Here is a 22,773-nt window from a genome sequence, read left to right as displayed (position 1 = left end):
CCCACGCGTCGATTATTGAAGGCACCTATATCGTCTTCGATGATCTCGCTTTAACTATCACCGCGTGGGCGGGAGACCCGCCCACGCTACTTGGTGACCGTCAGCACCGAGCGCTTGCCGCCCTTGAACGAATACAGCGTGATGGTCCCGTCGCGGATATCGCCACGCTGGTCGAACGCGATCGGTCCGGTCACACCCTTGTACTGGATCTTCGCCAGCACCGGCAGGTACTTCGAAGGCGCCGGCGAGCCGGCCTTCACCATCGCCTCGGCCATGGTCATCACCGCATCGTAGGCATACGGCGCATTGATCTGCACATCGATGCCGAAGCGCTTCCTGTAGTCGGCGCGGAACTTGTCCATGCCGGCCCTGGCCTCGCCCTGCACCCCGCCCGCCTCCGCGCACACCACCTGGCCATCGGTCATGGTGCCGCCCGACAGCTTGTGGATCTCGTCCGAGCAGATGCCGTCGCCGCCCATCATGCGCACGTTCATGCCCAGCTGCTTCATCTGGCGCAGCATCGGGCCCGCGGTCGCGCTCATGCCGCCGAAGAAGACCAGGTCCGGCTTGGTGGCGCGGATGCGCGTGATGATGGCGCTGAAATCGGTCGCCTTGTCGTGCGTGAACTCGCGCGCCACCACGCTGCCGCCCTGCTTCTGCAGGCTGCGCGAGAACTCGGTCACCAGGCCCTGGCCGTACGCGGTGCGGTCGTCCACCACCGCCACCCGGCGCGCCGCCATGCCGCCGATGGCGTAGCGGCCCAGCGCCTGGCCCAGCTGCACGTCGTTGGCCACCACCCGGAAGCTGGTGTTGAAACCCTGCTGCGTGTACTTCGGGCTGGTGCTCGACGGCGAGATTTGCGGGATGCCGGCGGCGTGGTAGATCTTGGAAGCCGGGATCGTGGTGCCCGAGGTCTCGTGGCCGACCATGCCGTGGATCTTCGCGTCGACCAGCTTCTGCGCCACGCTGGTGGCCTGTTTCGGGTCGCCCGCATCGTCCTCGGCCATCAGCTCGAACTTCACCTTCCTGCCGCCGATCGCCACGCCGCGCGCGTTCAGCGCCTCGATGGCCATGCGCGCGCCGTTCTCGGTGTCCTTGCCGAAGTAGGCCACCGGCCCGGTCACGGCCGCCGCATGGCCGATCTTCACCACGTCCTGCGCCGACGCCATCCCGGCCGCCGCCAGCGCTCCCAACATCACAATCTTCTTCATCGATTCCTCATCTTTACATGCCGGTTTTCCCCGACCAAACCAGGCATTCTACCGCCAGCCCGGCAGCCGCGCCGGCCGTGACAATTGTAGAGAATATGGCGCCGGGAACTCGGGTATCCTGCTGCGCTTGACCGGCGCATGGACACCTGCCCGCAGCGCGGGCGTACAGAAGAATAAACGGAGACCGCTATCGTTACACCAGCCAGATCCAGAGCTGCCGGCCTGCTTGCCAGCGGCCTGCTGCTACTGCTTGCCGCCGCGTCCACCCACGCCCAGCTTCCCCAGCCGGGACGGACGATCTACAAGTGCGTTATCAAGGGAAAGACCAGCTATTCCGACGAGCCCTGCTTGGGCGCCCAGCGCCTGGATGTCGTTCCGACACGCGGCGTCAACAAGCTGTCGGGGAACGAACGCATCGGGGCCGACGTTGCTCGTGAGCGCAATCGGGAAATGTTTGCTGACGGGGTGCAGCCATTGACCGACATGAACGCCCAGCAGCTGGAAAGCGCCACCCGCCGCCGGCGCCTGGATACGCGCTCCAAGCAGGAATGCAGGGAGCTTGAAGGCGCTATCATCGAGAGCGAACGGGCCGAGCGGCGTGGTGGCACGGCCCTGATCGAATCCCTGCAGCACGACCTGCTCATCATGCGCAAGCGGTATCACCAGCTCGGCTGCTGATCAGGCCCCGTTCTTGAAGACGACCGTGGCGGCCAGCCCTTTCAGGCGCTCGGACTGGCCGAGCGTCAGGGTAGCGCCGTGGCGTTCGGCGATCGCCTTGATGATCGCCAGCCCCAGGCCGCTGCCGGCGGCTTCGCTGCCGGCCACGCGGTAGAAGCGGTCGAACACGCGCTCGCGTTCCTCGGGCGGGATGCCCGGGCCGCTGTCCTCGACCTGCACCACCACCCGGCCCGCCTCGGCATGCACCGAGATGTCGACCGTGCCGCCCGCGGGCGTGTACTTGATCGCGTTGTCCACCAGGTTGCGCAGCAGGATCTGCAGCGCGTCCGGCTGCCCTTCCACGCTCGCGTGGTCGGCCTGCTGCACGCCCACGTCCACGCCCTTGCTGGCGGCCACGCCGGCCAGGTCGGCCACCGTGCGGCGCGCCAGGTCGGCCAGGTCCACCGGGCGGCAGGCCGCGCCGGTGGCGGCGGTGGCTTCCTGCCGCGCCAGCACCAGCAGCTGCTCGACCAGCCGGGTGGCGCGGTCGATGCCGGCGGTCAGGCGCGCGACCGCGGTGCGGCGCGCTTCCGGCGTCTCGGCGCGGTCCAGGCTCTGGGCCTGCAGCCGCAGCGCGGCCAGCGGCGTGCGCAGCTCGTGCGCGGCGTCGCCGACGAAATTCTGCTGGGCCTCGAACGCGGTCTTGACGCGCCCGAACAGCAGGTTCAGTTCCTGCACCAGCGGGCGCACTTCGTCGGGCAGGCCCGCCTCGGACACCGGCGACAGGTCGTCGGCCTGGCGCGAGGCCACCTGCGAGCGCACCCGCGCCACCGGTTCCAGCGAGCCGCTGACGACCCACCACACCACCAGCATCAGGATCGGCATCATCACCGCGATCGGACCCAGGGTGCGCAGCGCCAGGTTGCCCGCCATGTTGCGGCGTACGGCGAGGTCCTGCGCCACCTGCACGGTCTGGTTCGCGGTCTGGATCGAGAACACGCGGTACACCGTGCCGTTGGCCTTCACGTTGGAAAAGCCCAGCACCGCGCGCTGCGGCAGGCGCGCGCGCGAGACGCTGTGGAACATCTGCACGCCGTCGGGCGACCACATCTGCACCACCATGTCGTCGTTGCCGCTGCCGTTGTCGGCTTCGGCGCGCGCGCTCGCCTCGATGTTCGACAGCGGCGTGCCCGAACGCAGCGACAGCGCCATCTGCTGCATGTGGTAGTCGAAGATCTGGTCGGCGTCGTGCAGCGCGGTGCGGTAGGCGATCGAGGCCTGCGCCAGCGCCGCGATGGTGATCGCGGCAAGCAGGAACCATAGCAGGCGCCCGCGCAGGGAGTGCGTGACTTTCATGCCTTGGGCACCATGTAGCCGACCCCGCGCACGTTCTGGATCAGGTCGCTGCCCAGCTTCTTGCGCAGGCCGTGGATGTAGACTTCCACCGCGTTGCTGCTGACTTCATCGCGCCAGCTGTACAGCTTTTCCTCGAGCTGCGCGCGCGACAGCACCGCGCCGGGACGCGCCACCAGCGCTTCCAGCACCGCCCATTCGCGCGCCGACAGCGATACCTGGACGCCGTCGACCAGCACTTCGCGGGTGGCGGGGTTGACCGTGATGTTCTTGTACTCGAAGATGGGTTCGGCGCGCCCGGCGGCGCGGCGCAGCAGCGCGCGGATGCGCGCCAGCAGTTCGTCGAGATCGTAGGGCTTGAGGACGTAGTCGTCGGCGCCGGCGTCGAGGCCGGCGATCCGCTGCGCGACCGAGTCGCGCGCGGTGGCGACCAGTACCGGCGTGCGATCCTTGCGGGAGCGCATCGAGCGCAGCACGTCCAGGCCATCCTTGCGCGGCAGCCCGAGGTCGAGCAGCACAAGGTCGTAGTTCTGGTTCTGCATCAGGGCCGTGTCGGCCATTTCGCCGTCCTTGACCCAGTCGACGGCGTAGTGCTCGGCCCTTAACAGGTCGAGCACTACTTCGCCGATCATCGTATCGTCTTCCACCAGCAATAGCCGCATGAATTCCCCGTTCTTGAAACCAGCAGGTCGAGGACGCTACGCCTCCTTAACCGATCCGCACTGGAATGAAGATTCTGTCATTCCCGCGCTGGATCAGCAAGGCCACAGACTTAGTGGATTTCCCCACCACGTCGCGGACCTGGTCGACGGTATTCACCGTACGACCGTTGACTGAAATAAGTACATCGCCCGGCTCGACACCCGCGATCGCGGCGGCGCCCGAGGCATCCTCGATCACCAGGCCCGTCGCGATGCCGCTCTGGCGGCGCTCGACCGGCTCCAGCGGACGCAGGGCCAGGCCCAGCTTGGCGCTGCTGTCGGCCGTCGCGGCCAGCTCTTCCTGCGGGCTGCGCTTGGCCTTCTCGCTGGCGTCGCCCAGCACCGCATCGATGCGCACGACCTTGCCGTCGCGCCACACGTCGAGGCTGATCTTGTCGCCCGGCTTGTTCAGCGACAGCATGCCCGGCAGGTCGCCCGAATCGACGATGGCCCGGCCGTTCAGGCGGCGGATCACGTCGCCCGACTTCAGGCCGGCGCGCTCGGCCGCACTGCCGCGCTCGACGCTGGAAACCAGCGCGCCTTCCGGCGACTCGAGCTTGAACGAGTCGGCGAAGCCCTGGTTCACTTCCTGCACCGTCACGCCCAGCTTGGCGTGCGCCACCTTGCCGGTGGACACGATCTGGTCCTTGATCTTGATCGCCATGTCGATCGGGATCGCGAACGACAGGCCCTGGTAGCCGCCGGTCTGGCTGTAGATCTGCGAGTTGATGCCGACCACTTCGCCGCGGGTGTTGAACAGCGGGCCGCCCGAGTTGCCCGGGTTGACCGCCACGTCGGTCTGGATGAACGGCACCGCGCCATCCTGCAGCGAACGGCCGGTCGCGCTGACCACGCCGGCGGTGACGGTGCTTTCCAGGCCGTACGGCGAACCGATGGCCAGCACCCACTCGCCCGCCAGCAGCGAACCGGATTTGCCGATCGGCGCCACCGGCAGGTTCCTGGCGTCGATCTTCAGCACGGCCACGTCGGTGCGCGGGTCGGAGCCCAGGACCTTGGCGCGGAATTCGCGGCGGTCCTGCAGCTTGACGGTCACTTCGTCGGCGCCTTGCACGACGTGGGCGTTGGTCAGGATGACGCCGTCCGGGCTTACGATAAAGCCCGATCCGGCGCCGAAAACGGGAGCTTCACGACCGCGTCCGCCACCATAGCGGGGATCCTGGAACTGTCGGAAAAATTCATAGAACGGATGGCTCGGGTCGATTTCCGGCATGCGGCCGCGCGCCGCGGTCTTGGTGCCGCCGACGACACGAATGTTCACCACCGCCTTGCCGTTCGTCGAGGCGATGCGCGTGAAATCAGGAAGGGTCACCGTCGACGCAGGCACGGCAGCAACGGCTGCGGGCGCGGGCGCCGGCGCCGGGACGGGAGCGGCCGCGACTTCGGCTGCGCCGTTCGCGGCGGCGTTGTTGTGGTTGACGGCAATTGCACCGACCGCTCCGCCAATGACGCCCGCGGCACACAGGGCCAGCGTGAGGCGTTTGGCAGTGATGGCAGTGACGGCACCTTCGTTAGACATGTTCTGTGCTCCTGATAAAAATGGTTGACCGATGTTGTTGCTATCGATGGGCTTATCTTCCCGTACCAGCCTTAGGACATACTTAAGTTGGCAAGACCCAGCCTTAAAGCAGGCTTAAGCATGAACCAGCCCAGCCGTGTGCGCCAGGTAACACCACGCGTCCAGGCGTGGAAAAGGGCGCCCCAACCGCGAGCGCCCTTTCTTTCAATCGACTACCAAGGTGTTACCTGCAGCTTGAACCGCTCAGGCGGCGTCGCGTTGTTCCAGTGCCTGGACGTTGCCGGTGTTGCCGGTCGCGTCAGCGATGGCAATCTTGCGCGGCTTCAGGGCTTCCGGCACTTCACGCACCAGTTCGATGGTGAGCATGCCGTTGTCGTACGACGCGGTGGTCACCTTCACGTGGTTGGCCAGCTGGAAGCGCTGTTCGAAATCGCGTGCGGCGATGCCACGGTGCAGGAAGGTACGCTGGATGTCGTCCTTCTGCTTGCGGCCGACGACATGCAGGCTGTCGCGCTCGGTCACGATCTCGATCTCGTCACGGGTGAAACCGGCGAGGGCCATCACGATGCGGTACTTGTCTTCGCTCACCAGTTCGATGTTGTACGGCGGGTAGCTCGGCTGCGCGTCGGCGCGTTGCTCGAGCAGGTTGGCCAGGCGATCGAAACCGATGGCGGAACGGTACAGCGGAGTCAGGTCAAAAGTACGCATGATGTCATATCCTTTTCAAGTTAAGCGATAAGTTGACGGACCTCAATTGAGCATCCGTTGAGACCAATCTAAAGCCAGGTGATCGCATTTTCAAGGTATGCAAAATACGAATTTTTTGCCATATCTAAAAATTTTATTTGGATCGCACACTCCCTGCGGACCAGCTGGCTCGACGATGGGGATGACGTGGGTTATGCTCGTCCGGAGTGCATTCCGGACACCCGGGATCGGCTGGAAGCACGGTTCGCACTGGCGAAACATGCCTGGCTTCATTGCGTTGTCGTGACATGGAGGCATCCGATGGAAGAAACAAGGATGGAAGCGGCCGGGCTGCGGCCTTTTCCGGCACGAGCGGCCGCCCGCCTGGGCGGCGCCTTCTACCTCGCGGTGATCGTGCTGGGGCTGTTCGGCGAAGCGGTCGTTCGCGGCCGCGTGGTCGTCAGCGGCGACGCGGCCGCCACGGCGCAGCGGCTGAGCGAATCGGTCTTCCTGTGGCGTCTCGGAGTGGCCGGCGAACTGCTGCTGCTGCTGTGCGCGGCCGGCGTGACCGTGGCCTGGTACCTGCTGTTTCGCGTCGTGAACCGGGAGCTGGCCGTGTTCATGGCCTTCCTCGGCCTGCTCTCGATCGCTGTCGAAAGCGTCGGCGCTTTTCACCTGCAATCGGCGCTCACGCCCTTGAGCAGCGCGGCCTTCGCCGGCGTGCAGGATCCGGGCGCGGCCCAGGCCCAGGCTTACCTGGCGGTCGTCGCGCACGGCCAGACCTTCGGCATCGCATTGATCTTCTTCGGCGTGGAGTGCCTGGTGGTTGGCCAGCTGATCCGCAAGTCCGGATTCGTACCGGGGACGATCGGCATCCTGATGCAGGTCGCGGGGCTGTGCTATCTCGTGAACAGCTTCAGCCTCGTCCTGCATCCGCCCCTGGCCCGCCTGCTCTTTCCCGCCATCCTGCTGCCGGCGCTGGTGGCGGAAGCCTCACTGTGCGGCTGGATGCTGTTCAAAGGCGTGGATGAAGCGGCATGGCGGCGGCGTGTTGGCTAGCTGCGCACTACTTATGCGATGCGAAGGCGCCGGATCAGCCGCAGCAGCGCGCCATGCAGCGCCTTGTCGCCGCAGGCCAGCACCGAGCCGCCGTGCTGCGGATCGCCGCCTTCCCAGGTGGTGATCACGCCGCCGGCGCCCTCGACCACCGGAATCAGGGCCTGCACGTCGTGGATCTCGAGGTGGGCTTCCAGCACCACGTCCACCAGGCCATGCGCCAGCAGCCCATAGGCGTAGCAGTCGCCGCCGTGGCGCACCATCTGCGCGCCGCCGGCGATGGCCTTGAAGACCGGCTCGTCCGCTTCGCTGGCGCCGGCCGCCGGCTTCGTCAGCATGACCCGGGCGCAGGCCAGGTCGGGACAGGCGCGGGTGCGGATCGGGACGCCGTTGAGCCAGGCGCCGGCGGGCGTGCCGACGAAGCGCTCGCGCGTGTAGGGCTGGTTGATGATGCCGATGACCGGGCGCGTACCATCGTTCAGCGCGATCAGCGTGCCCCAGACCGGCAGGCCCATGACGAAGGCGCGGGTGCCGTCGATCGGGTCGAGCACCCAGGTCAGCGGGCTGGCGCCGGCCACCCTGCCCTCTTCCTCGCCGATGATGCCGTGCGTGCGATGGTTGGCGGCGATCGCGTCGCGCATGACCCGCTCGGCCAGGCGGTCGGCCACCGTCACGGGATCGAAGACCTTGCCGTCCTTGTCCTCGACCTCCAGCCTGCCGCGGAAATACGGCAGGATCGCGGCGCCGGAGATGTCCGCGAGTTCTTCGGCAAAGGCCTGGAGCACGTCCAGTTCGCGTGTGTCAAGTAGCATGGTCCCTCCCAGGAATGCATCGTCATTTCCATTCGCCGCGCTCGTTCACCAGCGTCCTGCCGCCGTTCGTGACCACCAGGCGGCCATCGGCATGCACGGTATAGCGCACGCGGCCGGAGCGGAACAGGTAGCCCTGGAACGCGCAGGGCGTCACGCCGTCGCGGCAGGTCGCGCAGGGTCTTGCCGCGCAGCGTGATCGACCGGCCCGAGCGCTTGCTGGTGCCAGTGTAGACCACATCGTCGCAGCTGACCTTGCCTTCCGCGCAGCGCGATGCGATGGTGACCGTGCAGGTCGGGGTCTCCAGCGTCTCCCCATGGGCCGCCGCCGCGCACAGCAGCGCCGGCGGCATGCACCCTCGTCTCATGCGTTCTCCTTCCAGTCACGGCGCCGGTTTCGCTCACGCGCCCGTCCCGGCCATCAGGGAGCCGTGAGCGGACGGTGCAGCGTATAGCACACGTAGTCGTCCGCGGGCGTGACGCTGCGCAGCCACCCGCAAGCCTGGTAGAAGCGGTCGGCGCGCGTCCCGCCGGTGGTCTGCAGCCGGACCGTGTCGTGTCCCATGCCGAACAGCCAGTCGGCCGCCATGCCCAGCAGCGTGCGGCCGATGCCGAGGCCCTCGTAGTGCTGGCGCATGAACAGCGCCCAGATCGAGCCGTCCTGGAGGTCGGCATAGGCGAAACCGACGATCTCGCCGTCCGCCTCGCACACCCAGCCGCGCCCGAGCCGCCCCAGGTAGTCGAGGTACATGTCGTGCGTGATGCGGTCGGGCGAGGACAGGCGGTTTTCGCGCACGGCGAGGCGGATGGCGGACATCGCGGGGATGTCCGCCGGTTCCGCCTGGCGGTAGCGCAGGATAGCTGCGTTCACGGCGCCTCGTCTTTTCGCAGGTCGAGGTAGCGCGCGCTCCAGGCCGCGATCACGTTGGCGACATACACCGCGTCCTCGCGGCGCGTCAGCAGGTGGTCGGCGCCGTCGAGCGACACGAAGCTCTTCGGATGGCGCGCGGCCTGGAAGATGTGGAAGGCATTCGAGATATCGACCGTGCGGTCGAGCGGCGAATGCATGACCAGCAGCGCGCGTTCCAGCGCCTGCGTCTTCTTGTCGAGGCGGTGCTCGGCCGCGTCCTCGATGAACTGCTGCTTGATGGTGAAATCGCGCCCGGCCAGCTTGACCAGCGCTTCGCCGTGCTCGGCGATCGTGTCGAGGTGTTCGCTGAACAGGCCGGTGACATGGTGCGGGTCGCTCGGCGCCGCGATGGTCGCCACCGCGCGCACTTCGGGCATGCTGGCCGCGGCCGCGAGCACCGCCGCGCCGCCCAGGCTGTGGCCGATCAGGAGCCGGGGAGCTTCGTACTCGGCGCGCAGGAAGTCGCAGGCTGCCACCAGGTCGGCGATGTTCGATGAAAAATTCGTGTTGGAGAAATCGCCTTCACTGGCCCCGAGGCCCGTGAAGTCGAAGCGCAGCACGGCGATGCCATGCCGCGTCAGCGCCTGGGCGGTGCGTGCTGCCGCGAACACATCCTTGCCGCAACTGAAGCAGTGGGCGAACAGCGCGTAGGCGCGCACCAGGCCATCCGGTGCGTCGAGGCGCGCCGCCAGCATCTGCCCATCCGCCCCCCGGAAATGAACCGCTTCCCCAGCCATGGCCTACTCCTCCCTTCAGGTTTGACATGCGAGCCCGGGCCATCGCTTGCAGCCGGCGCCGTGCCATGCAAGCAACGATAGCATAGCGTCCGCGCAGGCTGGTATCGTCCAATTGGCCAGCACGATGGGCGCCCGGGCGCATCGCCGCAGCGCGGTGGCGGCGGCGCGGTATCATTGTCCGGCATCATCGGTACGGCGCCTCCTGGCGCCGCAGGCGTCAACGTTCACGGCGATTCACGACATGCTGACTTTCACACTCTCTTCCACCGCCCAGGCGGCGCTCGACCATCCGGTCTGGTCCAGCCTGACCGGCGGACACCGGCACTTCGCCCTGGGCGGCCCGCTGGCCAAACGCTATCCGCGCGAGATCGGCCCGTTCGCCGCGCTGGCCGAGGACAGTCCGGGCGCATGGAATGCCCTGGGCGCGCTGATCGGGCCGGAAGAAGCGGTCATGCTGGTGACGCCTGAAGCGGTACGCGTGGCGCCCGGCTTCACCTTCACCGGACTCAGTCCGGTCCTGCAGATGGTCGCCACCCGCGACACGGGCGCGTCGAGCGCCGACCCGCTGCTGCTGGGCGATGCCGATGCCGAGCAGATGCGCGCGCTGACGGCGCTGACCAATCCCGGGCCCTTCGGCTCCCGTACCCACGAACTGGGCGAATTCCTCGGCTTTCGCGAAGGCGGCGCCCTGGCCGCGATGACCGGCGAGCGCATGCGCTTGCCGGGACTGGTCGAGGTGAGCGCCGTGTGCGTGCATCCCGGGCATCGCGGCAAGGCCTATGCGCGCATCCTGATGGTCGAAAAGATGCGCCGCATCGTGGACCGGGGCGATGTTCCCTTCCTGCACGTCTATCCGCATAACCATGGCGCGATCGCCCTGTACGCGTCGCTGGGATATGTGGTGCGCCGGCAGTTGCACCTGACCCGGGTCAGGCTCGCCGAATAAACTTGTATCTCATAAATACAACTTGCCAGTATGCATATGTTTGGCCCAGAATCGTATGTACAAAAAATACATACATCCACAACGGGAGCCAGGCATGCAGAATACGGTCATCAACGGAATCGCAGCACTCGAGAACGAGGCGCTGCAGGCGGGCAGGCGGGGCGATGGAAAGCGCGCCGTCCGCTTGTGGGACGACATCCTGGCGCGCGTCCCCGGCCATCCGGGAGCATTGCGGGCGCTCTCCCAGGCGGCCTTCCAGTCCGGCCAGGTGGCGCGCGCCCGCGACCTGCTGCAGCGGCTGGTCGAGGTTGACGGCCGCGACAGGCAGCACTGGCTCAACCTGGCCGTCGCATGCCTGGCGCTGAAGGACGAGGAAGGCGAGGAAGCCGCCATCCGCGGAGCGCTCACGGTCGATCCCTATGACCTGGTCGCCCTGATCCTGCGCGCCAGGCTGTATATCCGCCAGGGCAAGCGCCAAGCGGCGGCCGGCGCGTGCGCCGCGGTGGCCGCGGTCGCGCCGCCGCTGGACTCCCTGCCCGCCGACCTGAAGCCGGCGGTGCGCGAAGCGCTGGCCTGGCACGAGACCTACAACCGCGAGCTGGGCGCATTCCTGGACGACTACCTCGCGCCCCACTTCCGCGAGCTGCAGGGGGAAAACCTGCGCCGCTTCCGCGATTCGCTGGACGTGATGACCGGCCGCAAGCGCCGCTACGATCCGCAGCCGGCGCTGTTTCACTACCAGGGCCTGTCGCCGGTCAGCTTCTTCGAGCGCGCCGATTTTCCCTGGCTCGACGCGATCGAGGCCGCCACCGAGGAGATCCGCGCCGAATTCCTGGCGGTGCTGGGCGCCGAGGAAGGCTTCACGCCCTACATCGATTATTCGGCCGACCAGCCGCTGAACCAGTGGGCGGAACTGAACAAGTCGCTGAGCTGGAGCGCCTTCCGCCTGATCGAGGGCGGACAGGTGGTCGGGGAGAATGCCGCCCGCTGTCCGCGCACGATGGCGGCCCTGGGCGGCGCGCCGCAGCCCGACCAGCCCGGACGCACGCCCAGCGCGATGTTCTCGGTGCTGAAACCGGCAACCCGGATTCCGCCGCATTCGGGGGTCAGCAATGTGCGGCTGGTGACGCACCTGCCGCTGATCGTGCCGCCCGGATGCGGGTTCCGGGTCGGTAACGACACGCGTGAATGGGTGCCCGGCAAGGCGTGGGTGTTCGACGATACGATCGAGCACGAAGCCTGGAATAACAGCGATCAGTTGCGCGTGGTGCTGATCTTCGATATCTGGCATCCGCATTTGTCGGCGGCCGAGCGGGCGATGATCACGGCCATGGCTGCCGGGCTGAACCAGATGACGCAGTCCGAAGGGGGATTCGGGCTCTGAACCTGGCGCCGGCCGGGTGCGACGGGGTGAGGATGCTCACCCGAACAGCCCATGCAGGAACCACCGCGGCAGCGCATCCTCCCCCGCCCCGACGATGCGCTCGCGGTAGATCCAGTACAGCGTATGGTCCTGCCCTTCCGCGATGAAGTAATCGCGCGCCTGGAGCTCGCTCCACCACCCGGCCTCGATGCGCTCCGGGCTGGACGCCACTTTCAGGGGCGATCCATAGAACGGCCGGTGATTGCGCATCAGCAGCGCGATCGGCTTGGCCAGCAGCCAGGTCGGGCGCGGCAGGCTCTGCACGTCGGGCGGCATCTGCGATGCGCGCGCCGCCGCGCTGACCTTCTGCTGCACCGGCACCCACACGTTCGCGATCTCGGGGCGGTAGTCGGCATGCGGCAGCGCCTGCAGCACGTTGTCGGCGCCCAGGCGCGCCACCAGCAGCTCGATCATGCGCATCCGGTCTTCCTCGCTGCCGCCGGGCTCGGGGAACAGCGATTCGGTGGGCGGCGCCATCGCCTGCAACTGCTGCGCCTCCAGCCCGATGCCGATCACCGGCGCTTCCAGTTCCAGCTTGGCGAGGCGCTCTTTCAGCAGGCGCATCAGGTGCTCGTCGCGCCAGGTGGGCTCGGCCAGCGCCACCTCGACCGTTGTGGGCGGACGCGCCACCCGGCCGCGCTCGTGCTCCAGCAGCAGCCGGATGCGCTCGACCGCCAGCTGGCGCGCGCACAGCCAGCCGGTCAGCTGCAGCACCAGGTGGTGGGCGCCGGCCAGCAGCAGGTCGGCCTGGTCGATGCGGTCGAACAGTTCGAGCCGCGCATGGAAGCGTTCGGGCGGCTCGACCCATTCGAACAGTTCCGGACTGAGGCCATAGGCCGCATCCACGATATCGAGCAGCGCGCGCCCGCAGCGCCGCTGCAGGCCGGGCCGCGGCAGGCGCCGCAGCTCGCCCAGATGGCGGCAGCCGATGCCCTCGAACCAGTCGGCGTAGGCGCGCGCGGGCGGCAGCAGGGTCACCGGCAGCCGGTCGAGGCGCCGCGTCAGCGACTCCATGCGCAGCGCACGGCCGGCGTTGCGGCGCGCCAGCAGCCAGGCGCCGCGCGCGGTGGGCGCGCAGCCGAGGCAGGCGGTGAAGCCCAGCGCGCGCAGGTTGGCGCGCACGCGCTCGCACAGCCGGCGGATGCCGCCGAACAGGCGCAGGCTGGCGCCGATGTCGAGCAGGAGCGTGGCTTCCTCGGCCTGGGCCACCTGCGGCGTGTACTGCAGCAGCGCCATCGCCACCGCGTCCAGGGCCTCGGCTTCGCGCGTGCCGCTGCGCTCGACCAGGCGCGCCTCGGGCAGGAGCATCAGCACGCCGCCGCGCCGCATGCCGGGCCGCACCCCGGCCGCGCGCGCGGCCGCCGACATCGCCAGCACCCTCTCCTGCTCGAGCACGACGCTGCCGGGGTCACTGGACCAGTTCGGGCTGAAGACCTCGAGCGGTAGCTGGGGCAAATACAGTCCGATCCAGAGACGCATGGCGTTGCAATAGTGAAGGAGTAAGGGGCAGGAACAGCGGCGCGTCGCGCTGCGGTCCCCGGCGTTTGAGGAAACCGATCTCCATGCCGCCGGCCGCCGGGCGCAGCGAAAGACGCAGGGGCGCGGGGGATGCGTCTTGTGCCGCGGCCAGCGGGCGGAGCATGAAAAACAGGGTTTCGCCGCTTTGCGCCGCCAGGTGCAGGCGGCGCAGGCTGTCGCTGCGCACATGACCGGTCCAGAACAGCAGCGCCCCGCAACTGCCGCTGCGCAGCACCTGCTCGGCCGCCCACAGGGCATCGGCGCTGCGGCTGGTGCGCAGCCACAGCAGCTGCGAAGGCTCCAGGCCGAGCGCGGCCAGCGCCAGCGCCTGGGGCGGATGGGGCGGCTGCAGCAGCACGATGCGGCGCTCGGCGCAGGCTGCGAGCGCGGGACGCAGCAGGCGCATTTCGCCGATGCCGGGCTGTTGCAGCAGCAGGTCGACCAGGGTGCCGGTGGGCCAGCCGCCGCCCGGCAGCTGCTTCGACAAAGTCGCATGACCGGTGTCCACGCAGCGCGCGCCGCCACGCGCCAGCTGCGAAGCGCGCCACAGCGAAGGGTGCAAGGCCTCGGGCGCAGCACGGGTTTCTGAGCAATTTATCATAATTATCAAACGAATACTGTACAAACATACAGTACTAGCTGGGATAGAGTTTGGCAAGGTGTATTCATTTTGAACATACCAGTTGCGGATTTGGTATTCAGTAAACTCAAAGGCAGACCACGCCGAAAAATTCCAGCCGGCTAGCAAAAGATGAAATAATGTAGGCTGATAAATTTACATTTTCACAATGCTTGCAAGCTCGATTCGCCCCTGCGGAGGGGCCCGATGAACCCCATCGACATCATCAGCGCCGTCCTGTTCGCCCTCGCCCTGATCCACACCTTTTCCACCAAGGCCTTCGAGGTCCTGGCCCACCGTTACCCGCGCCATGCCGGCCTGCTCCACCTGCTGGGCGAAGTCGAGGTCGTGTTCGGCTTCTGGGCCTTCGTGCTGGTGCTCGCCATGGCCCTGCTGGGCGGCGGCGCGGCCGCGATCGGCTATGTCGAGTCGCGCCAGTACACCGAGCCGCTGTTCGTGTTCGTGGTGATGGTGATCGCCGCCTCGCGCCCGGTGCTGGACGCCGTGCGCAATCTGCTGGGCCTGCTTGCCCGGCTGGCGCCGGCGCGCACCGAGGCGGCGTTGTGCTGGCTCGGCCTGGCCCTGGTGCCGCTGGCCGGCTCCCTGATCACCGAACCGGCCGCGATGACCCTGGCTGCCCTGATGCTGGCGCCCTACGTATTCCGTCCCGGCATGCCCGAATGGCTCAAGTACGGCGCGCTCGGCGTGCTGTTCGTCAACGTATCGATCGGCGGCACCCTGACCTCGTACGCCGCGCCGCCGGTGCTGATGGTGGCCGGTCCCTGGGGCTGGGACAGCGCCTTCATGGCCGCCACCTTCGGCTGGCGCGCCGCGCTCGCGGTGCTCGTCAACGCCACCGTCGTCACCCTGCTGCTGCGCCGCCACCTGGCGCCGCACGACACCGCCGGCGCGCCCTCGGCGCCGCTGGCGGTCTCGCTGATCCACCTTGCCTTCCTGGCCGCCGTGGTGCTGCTGGCCCACCACCCGGTGCTGTTCATCGGCCTGTTCCTGCTGTTCCTCGGCTTCACCCAGGCCTATCATCGCCACCAGGATCCACTGATCCTGAAGGAAGCCCTGCTGGTGGGCTTCTTCCTCGCCGGCCTGGTGGTGCTGGGCGGCATGCAGCAGTGGTGGCTCCAGCCGATCGTCTCCAGCCTGGAGCCGACCGCGCTGTTCTTCGGCGCGCTGGCCCTGACCGCGATCACCGACAATGCGGCATTGACCTACCTCGGCTCCCTGATCAGCGGGCTGTCCGACGAGGCCAAGTACATGCTGGTGGCCGGCGCGGTCGGCGGCGGCGGCCTGACGGTGATCGCGAACGCCCCCAACCCGGCCGGCGCGGCCCTGCTGCGCCAGGGCTTCAACCATGGGTCGATCGGCATGGTAGGCTTGTTCCTGGGCGCGCTCGCACCCACCTGTACGGCAGTGGTGTTTTTCCTGATCTGATACCAACACGGGGGACGCATGGAAGACGACATTCTTGTCAGCAAGGCCGGCACCATCGAGCGCTGCTGCAGCCGCGCCCGCGAGGAATACGAGAAGGATCCGGCGACCTTTTCCGAAGACCTCACCCGCCAGGACGCGGCCACCCTGAACGTGATCCGCGCCTGGGAAGCGGCGATCGAGATGGGCGACTACGTGATCGGTTCCGCCCGCCTCGGCCTGCCGCACGACGAGCGCGAAGTCATCACCCTGCTCGCCGACAATGGCTGGATCGCTCCCACCCTGGCCGAGGATCTCAAGCGCACCGGCGAGTTCTGCCGCGCCGAATGGGATTACCAGCAGGCGCCGCTGCCGGCGCTGGTGACGATCATCAAGCGCGGCCTGGACGACTTTCGCGATTACGCGACCGCCCTGATGAGCGGCGCACGCACGACCGGCTGAAGCTTGCCGCCCGCCGCGACCACAGCGGGAGCGGCATACTACTGGTATGATTCGCAATTTTCCGGGGTCGATTCCCGAGCCTGTCCTACGGCGCCCGGCGACCGCTCTCGCACCCACTTAAAAAAAACATGACCACACCGACCAATTTGCCCTCCTTCTGGAGCAGGATTTCGATTGCCTTCGGCGCCTTCTTCAAGTCGATCGGCGACGCCGAGTTCGCCGCGCGCGTGCGTGACGACGGCGTCGGCCCGACCGCCGCGCCGGCTCCCGCCCCTGTTGCGCCAGCTCCAGCGCCGACGCCAGCCCCGGCCCCCACGCCGCTGCGCGCCCCGACGCCGGACTCCGCGCTGCAACTGCTGAGCCTTTTCCAGCGTGAAGCGCGCCTGATCGACTTCACCCAGGAGAACCTGTCCGCCTACTCGGACGCCGACATCGGCGCCGCCGCGCGCGTCGTGCACGAAGGCTGCGCGCGCGTGCTGCGCGAGCACTTCACGATCGAGCCGGTGCGCGGCGAAGCCGAAGGCAGCCGCCTCACGCTCGCCGAAGGCTTCGACGCCGCCAGCGTGCGCCTGACCGGCAACGTGGTCGGCAAGGCGCCGTTCACCGGCACGCTCAGCCACCGCGGCTGGCGCGCTTCCACAGTGACGCTGCCGCAGCTGGCCGAAGCCCATGACGCGCGCGTGCTGGCGCCGGCGGAGGTGGAACTGTGAGCGATCCCCGTTACGCCATCGGCATCGACCTCGGCACCACCCACAGCGCCATCTCGTATGTCGACCTGCAGGCCAGCGATGGCGAGAAGACCGCGGACGGCGTGCTGCCGGTGCCGCAGCTGACCGCTCCCGGCACCGTCGAAGCGCTGCCGCTGCTGCCGTCCTTCCTCTACCTGCCGCACCCGGACGAACTGCCGCAGGCCGAACTGGCCCTGCCCTGGAGCACGGAAGGCGAGACCGCGATCGCCGGCGAGATGGCGCGCAGCCGCGGCGCCACCACCCCGATCCGCCTGGTGTCCTCGGCCAAGAGCTGGCTGTGCCACCCCGGCGTCGACCGCCGCGCCGCGATCCTGCCGCACGACGCGCCGGAAGAAGTCACGCGCGTCTCGCCGCTCGAGGCGTCCACCCGCTACCTGAGCCACCTGCGCCAGGCCTGGAACGCCGCCCATCCGGACGCGCCGTTCGAGCAGCAGTCGGTCACCGTCACCATCCCCGCATCGTTCGACCCCGCCGCACGCGAACTGACCGCCGAGGCGGCGCGCCACGCCGGCTTCGCGCCCACCCTGCTGGAAGAGCCGCAGGCGGCCCTGTACAGCTGGATCCAGGGCAGCGGCGGCCGCTGGCGCAAGCAGGTGCAGCCGGGCGACATCATCCTGGTGGTGGACGTCGGCGGCGGCACCAGCGACTTCTCGCTGATCGCCATCCTCGAGCGCGACGGCAAGCTGGAACCGCACCGCGTCGCCGTGGGCGACCATATCCTGCTGGGCGGCGACAACATGGACCTGGCGCTGGCCCACTTCGTGGCGCGCAAGCTGGCCGCGAACGGCACCCAGCTCGACGCCTGGCAGATGCGCTCCCTCACCTACGGCTGCCGCGGCGCCAAGGAACACCTGCTGGCCGATCCGGAAGCCACCACCTGGCCGATCGTGGTGCCGAGCCGCGGCTCGAAGCTGATCGGCGGCTCGATCCGCACCGAACTCACGCGCGAGGAAGTCACCGCCTTCATCACCGACGGCTTCTTCCCGCGCGTCGAAGCCGCGGCGCGTCCTGCCACCCGCGCGCGCGCCGGCCTGACCCAGCTCGGCCTGCCGTATGCGCAGGACGCGGCGATCACCCGCCACCTGGCGGCCTTCCTGGCGCGCCAGGCCGGCGCCACCTCCGAACTGGAAGGCTTCAGCGGCCGCGTCAATCCGGAGCACAGCTTCCTGCACCCGAGCGCGGTGCTGTTCAACGGCGGCGTGTTCAAGTCGAGCATCCTGGCCCAGCGCGTGATGGACACCATCAACGACTGGCTGTACATGGAAGGCGCGGAACCGGCGCGCATGCTGGAAGGCGCGGACCTCGACCTCGCGGTCGCGCGCGGCGCCGCCTACTACAGCTACGCCCGGCGCGGCGGCGGCGTGCGCATCCGCGGCGGCACGGCCCGCTCCTACTACGTCGGCGTGGAATCGTCGATGCCGGCGATCCCGGGCATGGAACCGCCGCTCCAGGCGCTGTGCGTGGCGCCGTTCGGCATGGAAGAAGGCAGCGAACTCGAACTGCCGGGCCAGGAATTCGGCCTGGTGGTGGGCGAGCCGGTGCACTTCCGCTTCTTCGGCTCGACCACCCGGCGCCAGGACCGCATCGGCGAGATGCTCGAATCCTGGGGCCCAGAAGAGCTGCAGGAACTGAACGAGATCCAGGCCACCTTGCCGGCCGAAGGCCGCGTCACCGGCGACGTCGTGCAGGTGACGCTGCATGCGCTGGCGACCGACACCGGCACCCTGGAACTGGCCGCCGTGTCGCGCAGCGGCGAACGCTGGAAGGTCGAATTCGACGTGCGCGCAGCGCCTGAAGGGCAGTGACCTACCTCGTCGGCATCGACCTCGGCACCACCAACACGGTGCTGGCCTGGGCCGCCGGCAAGGGCGGCATCGAGCTGTTCTCCATCGACCAGCTGGTCGCGCCCGGCGAGGTAGCCGGCGCGCCGCTGCTGCCGTCGATGCGCTACCACGTGGCGCCGGACGAACTCGCGCCCGGCGAGCTGCAGCTGCCGTGGGCGCAGATCGACCCCGCCGGGGTCGAGCGCGTGGCCCTCGGACGGCTGGCGCGGGTGCTGGGCGCGGCCACGCCGGGCCGGCTGGTCGCCAGCGCCAAGAGCTGGCTGTCGCATCCGGGCGTCGACCGCATGGCGCCCATCCTGCCGTGGGGCGCCGAGGCCGAGGTGCCGAAGGTCTCGCCGGTGGCCGCCAGCGCCAGCTACCTGGCGCACCTGCGCGCGGCATGGAACGCGCGCTTCCCCAGGCATCCCCTCGAACGACAGCAGATCGTCCTCACCGTTCCCGCCTCCTTCGACGAAGGCGCACGCGCGCTCACATTGGAAGCGGCGAAGCAGGCCGGCCTGGGCTCGGTGCGCCTGCTGGAGGAACCGCAGGCCGCACTGTACGACTGGCTGTACCGCCACCACGCCACCCTCGCCGCCGACCTTGGCGACGCGCGCCTGGTGCTGGTCGCCGACGTCGGCGGCGGCACCACCGATTTCAGCCTGGTCAAGGTCGAACTGGAGGACGGCGAGCCGCGCCTGACCCGCATCGGCGTCGGCAACCATTTGATCCTGGGCGGCGACAACATGGACCTGGCGCTGGCCCACCTGCTCGAGGCCCGCATGGCCGAGCAGGATCCGCCCGGCAGCCCGCGCACGCGGCTGTCGGCGGCGCGCCTGGCCCAGCTCACCGAACGCTGCCGCGCGGCCAAGGAACAGCTGCTGGCCCCGGATGCCCCGGAGCAGGTCGGCGTCACCCTGCTCGGCGCCGGTTCGCGCCTGATCGGCGCCAGCCGCAAGGCCGAACTGCGCCGCGCGGACGTCGAGCGCGTCGTGCTCGACGGCTTCTTCCCGCTCAATCCGGCGCAGGAAGAAGCCAAGCGGGCGCGCGCCGGCATCGTCGAATTCGGCCTGCCCTACGCCAGCGATCCGGCCGTCACGCATCACCTGGCGGGCTTCCTGCGCCAGCATGCGGATGCCGCGCGCGCGGCGCTGGGACTGCCGGACGACGGCACCCTGCCGGTGCCCGATACGCTGCTGCTCAATGGCGGCGTGTTCCGCGGCGCGGCGCTGGCGCAGCGGCTGGCCGACACCCTGGCCGGCTGGCGCGGCGCGCCGCTGCGCGTGCTGCACAACGAGAATCCGGATGTCGCCGTGGCGCGCGGCGGCGTCGCCTATTCGCTGGCGCGCCAGGGCCTGGCGCCGTCCATCGAAAGCGGCGCGGCGCGCAGCTACTACCTGCTGCTCGACGGCGAGGCGCGCGGCGACATGCTGCGCGCCGTCTGCCTGCTGCCGCGCGGGACGCCGGCCGCCCTTGAAGTGGCGCTGGCCGGGCGCAGCTTCGGCTTGCGGGTGGGACGCCCGGTGCGCTTCCACCTCGTGTCCACGGTCGCCGATGCGGTCGCGCCGCAGGCCGGCGAACTGGTCGATCTCTCCCCTTCCGACGTGGTGCGCCTGCCGGCGATTTCCACCGTACTGCGCGCGGCGCCCGGCTCCAGCGCCCGCGCCGAGATCCCGGTGCAGCTGGTGACGGCGCTCAGTGAAGTCGGTTCGCTCGACGTGCACTGCGTCGCCGAGGATGGCAGCGGCCAGCGCTGGCAGCTCGCCTTCCAGCTGCGCGGGGCCGAAGAGGAAGACGGCGGCGACACGCCTGCCGCCGAGGTGCTTCCGCCCCAGCTCGACGGGGCGATCGAGAAGATCGAGCGCGTGTTCGGCGCGCGCTCGAAGCAGGTCGACGTGAAGGAAGTGCGCCAGCTGCGCGCCGGCCTCGAACACCTGCTCGGCGCGCGCGAGCGCTGGGACACGCCGCTGCTGCGCCACCTGTTCGACGCCCTGATGGCGCGCGCCAAGGGCCGGCGCCGCTCGGCCGAGCACGAGCGCGCCTGGCTGAACCTGGCCGGCTACTGCCTGCGCCCCGGCTTCGGCCATCCGCTCGACGAATGGCGCATGGAGCAGCTGTGGGAGATGTTCGAAACCGGCGTCCAGTACCACAAGGACAGCCAGGTGCGCGCCGAATGGTGGACGCTATGGCGGCGCGTGGCCGGTGGCCTGTCGACGGAGGCGCAGCTGCGCGTGCTGGACGACTTCGCGTTCAACCTGCAGGCCGACGAATCCGAGCGCGGGCGGCGGCCGGTGACCCTGGTCGACGGCAGCGAGGACGACATGCTGCGCGTGGGCGCCTCGCTGGAACGCATCCCGGCCGCCTACAAGGCGGAAATCGGCGAATGGATGCTGGCGCAGATCATGGCGATTCCCGCCGCGGCCAAGCTCGATGCCAGGACGACTGCACGCTATGGCCGCTACCTGTGGGCGCTGGGGCGTGTGGGTGCGCGCCAGTCGTTCCAGTCCAGCGCGCACGAGGTGGCGCCGCTGGAAGTGGCCGAGGAATGGTTGAACAGGCTGCTGCAACTGGACTGGCGCAAGGTCGAACCGGCGGGCTTCGCGGCCGCGCACATCGCGCGCATGACGGGCGACCGTTCGCGCGACATCGGCGAGACGGTGCGCGAGGAGGTGCTGCGGCGCCTGGCGTCCAGCGGCGCCCCGGCCGCGTGGGCCGACATGGTGCGCGAGGTCGTCGAACTGGACCAGGCCAGCGAGACCCGGATGCTGGGCGATGCGCTGCCGCCCGGACTGAAGCTGCTGCGCTGACGCCGGCTGTTCCGCACATTGCCGGAATTTAACGCGCGCAAATACATTTGCGGTTTGTCCCGTGCTCACCACAAAGAGGCGCATAGTCCTAGTTGTTCGCACGATCCTTCTTGATCCTGCGCGAGCAGCACGCTGCTGCTTCCTTCCCTGGTCCGCCAGGCGCCTCCGCAAGTCATTCCTCACGTGATCGCATTTTGTGCGGCTCAAACCGAAAAGGTACGCCATGTTCCCATTTTCCCAATCCGTCAATCCTGCTGTCCGCTCCCATCTCGACTCCCAGGTCGCATTCTTCAACGACCTGTCAAAGTCGCTGTCGGGTTGTTTCCAAAGCCTGTGCGAAGCCAATCTCAAGCTCTGCCAGAGCATGCTCGAGGAAACCATGACCGCCATCCAGCGCATGCTGACGACCAGGGACGCTGGCGAAGCGTTTCGGGCCGTCGCATCCCATGCCCAACCGGCATCGGACAAACTGCGCGCCTACCAGCAGCAGCTCTCCCGCCTTACAACCGATGCGCAGGCCGAAATGGCGCGTGTCACCCAGCAGTATGTACCGCAAACTTCCCGTACCGCACATGCCTTGGCAGACGAGGTGACGCGTGTCGCTGCGGAACAAACCGACCGCACTGTGCGCCAGCAAGAAGAAGCCCTGAAGAACGTTCGCGACCCGTTCCTGCAGGAGGGCACGCAAGGCGACAACGATAGTGCTCAAGCCAAGGCCAGTCCGCAAAGTACCGGCGAAGGCGCGAGCGAGAGCGTCTTCGCGCACTTTGCCAATGTAGCGGGAAGCAACCGGAAGACGCCATCGAAGACATGAGCGTCCCGGCCTGTCGCAGGGCTTCTGCATGGTCCGGGTCATTTGGAGAGCCATAATGAAAAACGGATTCACGTTGCACGTGAATCCGTTTTATCCCAAGCCCCCGGAGCGCAATGCCTCAACTGACTGGCATTGGCCGGAAGGCGGGCTTTTCAGCGCTGCGGCGGCGCCCATGCTATCTGCATGGTGCGGGCCGCTAACCAGGCTGGCTGATTAAATCACGCGGATATTGCCGGCTTTGTCGCCTTTGGGACCAGTCGAGCGAACGAATTCGACGCGCTGGTTTTCGGACAGGCTCTTGAAGCCTTCCGATTGAATATCCTGGAAATGGGCGAACAGGTCGCCACCGCCCGCGTCAGGCGTAATGAAGCCGAAGCCCTTGGAGTCATTGAACCATTTCACGGTGCCGGTTTGAGTAGTCATTTTTAGTCCTTTAGATTTGCATGGGCAAGACGCCCGATATGCACATCGACCAAGAGGGGGTATAACGGAGGAAATCAAACAGGACCGCCGAAAGGCGAGACGGGAGAGA

The 22,773-nt window shown here is 68.2% G+C and carries 22 protein-coding genes; 10 read left to right on the top strand and 12 right to left on the bottom strand.

The features are described 5' to 3' along the window. Positions 1-86: 86 nt before the first annotated feature. On the bottom strand, positions 87-1,211 hold the full coding sequence (locus H162_RS0107405) for a branched-chain amino acid ABC transporter substrate-binding protein (RefSeq protein ID WP_020652823.1): 1,125 nt from the start codon (positions 1,209-1,211) through the stop codon (positions 87-89). 348 nt (positions 1,212-1,559) lie between these two features. Here H162_RS0107405 and H162_RS30340 point away from each other — a divergent pair, with 348 nt between their 5' ends. Beyond that, the gene (locus H162_RS30340; RefSeq protein ID WP_020652822.1) at positions 1,560-1,889 is read left to right on the top strand and encodes a hypothetical protein; all 330 of its coding nucleotides are present in this window, start codon (positions 1,560-1,562) and stop codon (positions 1,887-1,889) included. On the opposite strand, the gene H162_RS0107395 is transcribed toward H162_RS30340, so the two are convergent. The 4 genes from H162_RS0107395 to H162_RS0107380 form a co-directional block, all read right to left on the bottom strand. After that, a complete protein-coding gene (locus H162_RS0107395; protein ID WP_020652821.1) occupies positions 1,890-3,224 on the bottom strand; it encodes an ATP-binding protein in 1,335 nt (444 codons plus the stop codon). After that, entirely contained in the window at positions 3,221-3,883 is a 663-nt protein-coding gene (locus H162_RS0107390; protein ID WP_026354358.1) for a response regulator, read from the bottom strand. Before H162_RS0107390 ends, H162_RS0107395 begins: the two co-directional genes overlap by 4 nt. Before the next feature lie 46 nt (positions 3,884-3,929). Further along, on the bottom strand, positions 3,930-5,459 hold the full coding sequence (locus tag H162_RS0107385; RefSeq protein ID WP_020652819.1) for a Do family serine endopeptidase: 1,530 nt from the start codon (positions 5,457-5,459) through the stop codon (positions 3,930-3,932). A gap of 243 nt (positions 5,460-5,702) precedes the next feature. Next, a complete protein-coding gene (locus H162_RS0107380; RefSeq protein ID WP_020652818.1) occupies positions 5,703-6,167 on the bottom strand; it encodes an Hsp20 family protein in 465 nt (154 codons plus the stop codon). A gap of 300 nt (positions 6,168-6,467) precedes the next feature. On the opposite strand from H162_RS0107380, the gene H162_RS0107375 reads away from it, so the two are divergent. After that, positions 6,468-7,205: a DUF4386 domain-containing protein gene (locus H162_RS0107375; RefSeq protein ID WP_040786734.1), complete on the top strand. Its 738-nt coding sequence runs from the start codon at positions 6,468-6,470 to the stop codon at positions 7,203-7,205. Between the two features lie 11 nt (positions 7,206-7,216). Here the strand turns inward: H162_RS0107375 and hisN are convergent, their stop codons facing one another. The 4 genes from hisN to H162_RS0107355 all read right to left on the bottom strand — a co-directional run bounded on the left by hisN (position 7,217) and on the right by H162_RS0107355 (position 9,658). Next, entirely contained in the window at positions 7,217-8,014 is a 798-nt protein-coding gene (hisN, locus tag H162_RS0107370; RefSeq protein WP_020652816.1) for a histidinol-phosphatase, read from the bottom strand. A gap of 22 nt (positions 8,015-8,036) precedes the next feature. After that, the gene (locus H162_RS35540; protein ID WP_020652815.1) at positions 8,037-8,168 is read right to left on the bottom strand and encodes a hypothetical protein; all 132 of its coding nucleotides are present in this window, start codon (positions 8,166-8,168) and stop codon (positions 8,037-8,039) included. A gap of 264 nt (positions 8,169-8,432) precedes the next feature. Beyond that, positions 8,433-8,882, bottom strand: a complete 450-nt coding sequence (locus H162_RS0107360) for a GNAT family N-acetyltransferase (protein WP_020652814.1) — start codon at positions 8,880-8,882, stop codon at positions 8,433-8,435. Next, on the bottom strand, positions 8,879-9,658 hold the full coding sequence (locus tag H162_RS0107355; RefSeq protein ID WP_026354356.1) for an alpha/beta hydrolase family protein: 780 nt from the start codon (positions 9,656-9,658) through the stop codon (positions 8,879-8,881). The genes H162_RS0107360 and H162_RS0107355 overlap by 4 nt, the downstream gene beginning before the upstream one ends. A 241-nt stretch (positions 9,659-9,899) precedes the next feature. On the opposite strand from H162_RS0107355, the gene H162_RS30330 reads away from it, so the two are divergent. Together H162_RS30330 and H162_RS0107345 are read left to right on the top strand one after the other, a co-directional pair. After that, the gene (locus H162_RS30330; RefSeq protein ID WP_020652812.1) at positions 9,900-10,604 is read left to right on the top strand and encodes a GNAT family N-acetyltransferase; all 705 of its coding nucleotides are present in this window, start codon (positions 9,900-9,902) and stop codon (positions 10,602-10,604) included. A 94-nt stretch (positions 10,605-10,698) separates the two neighbouring features. Beyond that, on the top strand, positions 10,699-11,988 hold the full coding sequence (locus tag H162_RS0107345; RefSeq protein ID WP_020652811.1) for an aspartyl/asparaginyl beta-hydroxylase domain-containing protein: 1,290 nt from the start codon (positions 10,699-10,701) through the stop codon (positions 11,986-11,988). 36 nt (positions 11,989-12,024) lie between these two features. Here H162_RS0107345 and H162_RS0107340 read toward each other — a convergent pair whose 3' ends face one another. Further along, on the bottom strand, positions 12,025-13,506 hold the full coding sequence (locus H162_RS0107340) for a Y-family DNA polymerase (RefSeq protein ID WP_084676956.1): 1,482 nt from the start codon (positions 13,504-13,506) through the stop codon (positions 12,025-12,027). Continuing rightward, positions 13,436-14,146, bottom strand: a complete 711-nt coding sequence (imuA, locus tag H162_RS0107335) for a translesion DNA synthesis-associated protein ImuA (RefSeq protein WP_026354355.1) — start codon at positions 14,144-14,146, stop codon at positions 13,436-13,438. Before imuA ends, H162_RS0107340 begins: the two co-directional genes overlap by 71 nt. Before the next feature lie 225 nt (positions 14,147-14,371). On the opposite strand from imuA, the gene H162_RS0107330 reads away from it, so the two are divergent. The 6 genes from H162_RS0107330 (at position 14,372) to H162_RS30325 (ending at position 22,241) form a co-directional block, all read left to right on the top strand. Continuing rightward, complete coding sequence (locus H162_RS0107330) at positions 14,372-15,610, top strand: putative Na+/H+ antiporter (protein WP_020652808.1); 1,239 nt, start codon at positions 14,372-14,374, stop codon at positions 15,608-15,610. 18 nt (positions 15,611-15,628) lie between these two features. Beyond that, positions 15,629-16,048: a type VII toxin-antitoxin system HepT family RNase toxin gene (hepT, locus tag H162_RS0107325; protein ID WP_020652807.1), complete on the top strand. Its 420-nt coding sequence runs from the start codon at positions 15,629-15,631 to the stop codon at positions 16,046-16,048. Positions 16,049-16,176: 128 nt separating this feature from the next. Next, entirely contained in the window at positions 16,177-16,758 is a 582-nt protein-coding gene (locus H162_RS0107320) for a DUF2760 domain-containing protein (RefSeq protein ID WP_020652806.1), read from the top strand. After that, positions 16,755-18,602: an Hsp70 family protein gene (locus H162_RS0107315; RefSeq protein ID WP_020652805.1), complete on the top strand. Its 1,848-nt coding sequence runs from the start codon at positions 16,755-16,757 to the stop codon at positions 18,600-18,602. Before H162_RS0107320 ends, H162_RS0107315 begins: the two co-directional genes overlap by 4 nt. Next, positions 18,599-21,427 carry an Hsp70 family protein gene (locus H162_RS0107310; protein ID WP_020652804.1) on the top strand — a complete coding sequence of 943 codons (2,829 nt, stop codon included), beginning with the start codon at positions 18,599-18,601 and terminating at the stop codon, positions 21,425-21,427. Before H162_RS0107315 ends, H162_RS0107310 begins: the two co-directional genes overlap by 4 nt. A gap of 223 nt (positions 21,428-21,650) precedes the next feature. Beyond that, on the top strand, positions 21,651-22,241 hold the full coding sequence (locus H162_RS30325; protein ID WP_020652803.1) for a phasin family protein: 591 nt from the start codon (positions 21,651-21,653) through the stop codon (positions 22,239-22,241). A gap of 213 nt (positions 22,242-22,454) precedes the next feature. Here H162_RS30325 and H162_RS0107300 read toward each other — a convergent pair whose 3' ends face one another. Then, on the bottom strand, positions 22,455-22,664 hold the full coding sequence (locus H162_RS0107300; RefSeq protein ID WP_020652802.1) for a cold-shock protein: 210 nt from the start codon (positions 22,662-22,664) through the stop codon (positions 22,455-22,457). Between the last annotated feature and the right edge of the window lie 109 nt (positions 22,665-22,773).

It is taken from the genome of Massilia niastensis DSM 21313 (assembly GCF_000382345.1).
Lineage (GTDB): Bacteria > Pseudomonadota > Gammaproteobacteria > Burkholderiales > Burkholderiaceae_D > Telluria > Telluria niastensis.
This window is presented reverse-complemented; position numbering and strand designations above follow the sequence as displayed.